Annotated in this window: 2 protein-coding genes; one reads left to right on the forward strand and one right to left on the reverse strand. The window is 42.2% G+C overall.

The window, feature by feature from the left end; all coding sequences use genetic code 11:
* Positions 1-145 precede the first annotated feature (145 nt).
* The gene (locus tag BV214_RS16535; protein WP_086478604.1) at positions 146-2,785 is read right to left on the reverse strand and encodes an MGH1-like glycoside hydrolase domain-containing protein; all 2,640 of its coding nucleotides are present in this window, start codon (positions 2,783-2,785) and stop codon (positions 146-148) included.
* Between the two features lie 342 nt (positions 2,786-3,127).
* Between BV214_RS16535 and BV214_RS16540 the strand changes: the two genes are divergently transcribed.
* Positions 3,128-4,202 (forward strand): Gfo/Idh/MocA family protein (locus BV214_RS16540; protein WP_086478603.1); only part of this gene is annotated, 1,075 nt, incomplete at its 3' end.

The following is a 4,202-nucleotide window of genomic DNA, read 5'->3' on the forward strand; positions in this document are numbered from 1 at the left end:
ATCGCCAAATATTTTTAGGGTGTTGCATTGAGGAAAACAGGTGGATATACAGTTTTTTGTCTGCCACAAGCACTTTTAGGCTGATAACATATAGAAAAAAACTCCACTTGAAAAAGTACTTCCAAGCGGAGTTTAATGGTTGTTTTTAGCTGATATCGTCCAATAAATTAGCTACTAAAGCCGTCCATCCCGTTTGGTGGGAAGCGCCTGCTCCACGTCCATTATTCCCATCAAAATACTCGTAAAACAGCACCAACTCCTTAAAATAAGGGTCTTTGTACTTCTCTTGATGTAATTTATGGATAGGTCTATTGCCTTCGGCATCCTGTTTAAATAATTGAGTAAGTCGCTCTCCTATTTGATCACTTATATTCTTTAGGTTCATTTTTTCACCTCCTTCTGACGGGAAGTTAAACATTAGCTTGTCCCCAAAGTAACTGTGATATTCCCGTAAAGAGTCCAAGAACAAGTAATTCATGGGCATCCAAATAGGACCCCTCCAGTTAGAGTTGCCCCCAAATAATCGTGTAGAGGATTCTGCGGGTTCGTAATTGATGCTGTAATCTACACCCTCTATATTGATGGAATAGGGTTTCTCATGTACTTTAGAAAGGGATCGTATGCCGTGTGGGGATAAAAACTCTTTCTCGCTCAGCATGCTGTTCATCAGAATGTTAAGTCGCGCTTTAGGCACCAGGGAGAGAAGTACATCTTCCCCTTCGGTATATTCTTCCATCACGCGGTATTTGGCCGTCTCAATCCGGTGTTTCCTAAACCACTCCATGCTCCTTCGGAAACGTGGAAGTTTCTCCAAATACTCTTTTTTTATGTTCAGAACCGCAGCCAGGGACAACAGCCCCGATATGGAACGTACTTTTATCTGGAACGATTTTCCATTGGGCAAGATAAGCTTGTCATAGAAAAAGCCGTCACTCTGGTCCCAAGATCCATTACCTCCTTCTTTCAGGCTATTTAACGCTTCAGCAATAAAGACAAAATGTCCAAAGTATTTCATGGCCATGTCTTCAAAAGATTGATCTTCCAAAGAAATCTCTAGGGCCATCTCTAACATGTTAAGGCAATAGAGCGCCATCCAAGAGGTGCCGTCTACCTGTTCCAAGACCCCACCTCCGGGCACGCCGTTGCTGCGATCGAAGACCCCAATATTATCCAAACCTAAAAATCCGCCTTCAAAAACATTCTTTTCCTGACTGTCTACCCGGTTTACCCACCAAGTGAAGTTGAGGGCCAGTTTGTTGAACATCCGTTTTAAAAATAGAAGGTCGCCCTTTCCCGTTTTCTTTTTTTCCAGTTGAAAAACCTGTAAGGAGGCCCATGCTTGTACAGGCGGATTCACATCACTGAAATTCCATTCGTATGCCGGAATTTGCCCGCTGGGAGACATATACCATTCCTTGGTAAATAAAAGTAATTGTTCCTTGGCAAAATGGGCATCTACCAGTGCAAGGGAGACACAATGGAAAGCCGTATCCCAAGCTGCAAACCAAGGGTATTCCCATTTATCTGGCATGGAAAGGATATCGTGGATACGTAGTGTTTGCCACTGATTATTTCTCCCAAACCAACGATTTTGCGAAGGGGGAAATTCCTTGAAATCGCCCTGCAACCATTTCTCTACTTCGTAATTATAGTACTGTTTGGTCCATAATAATCCGGCAATGGCCTGCTTCTGTATTTCCAAGGATTCTTTATCCGAATCTGGGAAGGTGGTCTCTAAAAACGCTTGGGACTCCTTGGTCCTTTCAGTAAAAATAGTATCAAAACTATCGTCAAATGGAGTGTCTAAGCTACCATTGGTGAGTCTTAATTTTATCGTCTTGGTTTCACCCGCCTTTAACTGTAATTTATAGAGCGGCGCAAATTTGGTGCCCTCTTGTTTTTTCTTTGCTTTCGTAAAATCACCCTTTATTACCGCCTCGTGGAAAAAATCCTTTTTGTAGGGGTGGTCATTGGGTTGAAGATAGACCCTCTCCATATTGGTCTCATTTTCGGTAAAGAGCAGTTGGGAAGGTTCTTCAAAATACATATTGTATTGCCCCACATAAATATGATCAATGGACACATAGGGGACACCATTTTTCACTTCCTTTTTAATGCTGGGTTTTTGAGGCATGCCAACAAAACTCCAAAAATTACGTATCCACAAAGTGGGTAGTAAATAGAGGGGAGCGACTTTTTCACTTCTGTTGGATACGGTAATTTTAATTAATAGATCCTGCTCATCTGCCTTGGCATACTCCGTAAATACATCAAAATATTCATTATTATCAAAGATGCCGGTATCCAATAGCTCATATTCCAGATCTTGCTTTCCCCGTCTGCCATTTTCATCTACCAAGTCTTTATAGGGGAACTGGTTTTGAGGATACTTATACAAGTGTTTCATATAGGAGTGGGAAGGGGTATTCTCCAAATAGTAGTATAACTCCTTTACATCCTCCCCATGGTTTCCCTGTGGGCCGGTAAGTCCAAAAAGGCGTTCCTTAAGAATGGTATCCTTTCCATTCCAAAGGGCTATTCCAAAGCAAATATTACAATAACGATCCGAGATGCCCGCTATACCATCCTCGCCCCAGCGATAGGTTCTACTGCGAGACATATCGTGGGAGAAATAATTCCAAGCGTCGCCACCCGGGCTATAGTCTTCCCGGACAGTCCCCCATTGGCGCTCACTTAAATAAGGTCCCCATTTGTGCCAGTCCTTAGTACCAGCCTGGTTCTCCTCTAAACGCTTTTCCTCCTTGGTCAATTTTTTTATATCCATGTATGTGTCCTCTAGTTTAGGTGGGTAGTTCCCATAAAGAAAGAATTGTTCTTTCTTATTAATTGGAGTTAAAGATAACATTTGCTAAACAATTGAGAAACGATATTATACGAGGTGGCTGACGTTTTTTTAAAAATCCTTGGTGCTACATAAAAAGTATTGGAGTGGGGTTTTAAAATAGGGTATGCCATAGCAGAAATATGCTATTATATTCGATGAAAATTAAAATGTAAATTGTACGGTTTCCATTAATTGCGTACCTTAACCCCTTGTTGTTTGCCTTCGCGCTAATAGGAAGCCAAAGGAGGAGTATTTTGTAATTAAACCAATAAACCATATTAAATGAAAATAGAGGATACATCCAAACAGCCTTCTGCCAATAAAAATAGCAGAAGGGATTTTTGTAAGACCAGTGCTTTGGTTACCGGAGCGATGGTTTTACCGACGATGCAAATGAATGCCATGGTAAATGTTGCCAATGACAAAATGTTGAAGATAGCCTTGGTAGGTTGTGGTGGGCGTGGTACCGGTGCGGCTATTCAGGCGTTAAATGCTGACCCAAATACGGAACTGGTAGCCATGGCCGATGCCTTTGAGGATAGGTTACAGGGAAGTTTAATAAACATAAAAAGGGCGTTTGACGGTAGTAAAAGGATCAATGTTCCAGAAGGAAATCAGTTTGTGGGCTTTGATGGAGCGGAAAAAGCGATGGCTTTGGCCGATGTGGTAATCTTGGCCACCCCTCCAGGATTTAGGCCTCAGCATTTTGAGTTTGCTGTAAATGCAGGGAAACACGTATTTATGGAAAAACCGGTAGCTACGGATGTCCCCGGAGTACGCAAGGTGTTGGCTGCGGCTAAGGTTGCTAAGGAGAAGAAGTTAAATGTTGTTGTTGGGTTACAAAGACATTACCAGGACAACTATTTGGCCGCACTACAGCAGATAAAGGAAAATAAGATCGGAAAAATTGTTTCCGGACAAGTATATTGGAACAGTGGTGGTGTATGGGTACGGGAAAGACAGCCCGGACAATCCGAATTGGAATACCAAATGCGTAACTGGTATTATTTTAACTGGTTGTGTGGAGACCATATTTTGGAGCAGCACATTCACAATATTGATGTAGCCAACTGGTTTATTGGGGAATACCCTATCTCTGCCCAAGGTATGGGAGGTAGACAGGTACGTACTGGAAAAGACCATGGAGAAATCTATGACCATCACTTTGTAGAATATACCTATCCTAGTGGAGCTGTAATTGCCAGTCAGTGTAGGCACCATCCGGAAACAATGAGTAGGGTAGCCGAGGTATTCCAGGGTACCAAAGGGACTATTGAGACCTATGGTGATAATACCTTTGTTAAAGACTATAATGGTGGCGAAATTTTTACCCATAGAGGTAAAAACGACCCTAACC

This window comes from Arenibacter amylolyticus (genome assembly GCF_002150785.1).
In the GTDB taxonomy this organism is placed as follows: Bacteria; Bacteroidota; Bacteroidia; order Flavobacteriales; family Flavobacteriaceae; genus Arenibacter; species Arenibacter amylolyticus.